Source organism: Roseateles sp. P5_E11, assembly GCF_054049355.1.
The window spans coordinates 1-538 of record NZ_JBFUMO010001205.1; the positions used below are offsets into that span (position 1 = coordinate 1).

A 538-nucleotide genomic window follows, 5' to 3' on the forward strand; every position below is an offset into this window, starting at 1 on the left:
GCACCAATTTGTGAAAGTATGTGGGGGCCCCCCATAACGTGCGAACTGGAGCGCATAAGCTGCAACTACGTGGCTCATAAGCTGTGTCCGACAACAAGCTCAACTCGTCAATGAAGAACGCCCCGCAACGCAAAGTTTCGGGGCGTTCTTTATGGCTGGAAGGTGCGGCCAGGTCGAGTGCGAAGGCAGTTGCTGCCTAGGGGTCAACGCGGGAGAGATCCGTTCATCGGCGAGGCCCTTGCTTATGTGGAGGCGATCTGGCGCTGTGACAAGTCTGTCTCCGGGCCCGTCAGACCCAAACTTTTCAACGCAATTTTTTCGACGAACTTTACCGATCCACCCGAACCTCTTCCAGCATGCAATATGCGAAAGCCTTTGGATACCACCAGTTTCTGAAGTTTTATTTTCGATATGCCGACCTGCTGGGCGGCGTGCTTACATGGAGTCCATTGATCCGAGAATGATTCGGCAGTAGCTCTTAGAACTCCGCTTTTTATACCAAGCTTTCGAGACAGAAATCCTTCGCGCACCAGAGTTG

General features: G+C 52.8%; 1 protein-coding gene. It reads right to left on the reverse strand.

The genetic code is table 11. The features are described 5' to 3' along the window. Window positions 1-242 precede the first annotated feature (242 nt). Window positions 243-538: hypothetical protein (locus ACXJKR_RS34350; RefSeq protein ID WP_457326673.1), on the reverse strand; the 296-nt coding region annotated here is incomplete at its 5' end.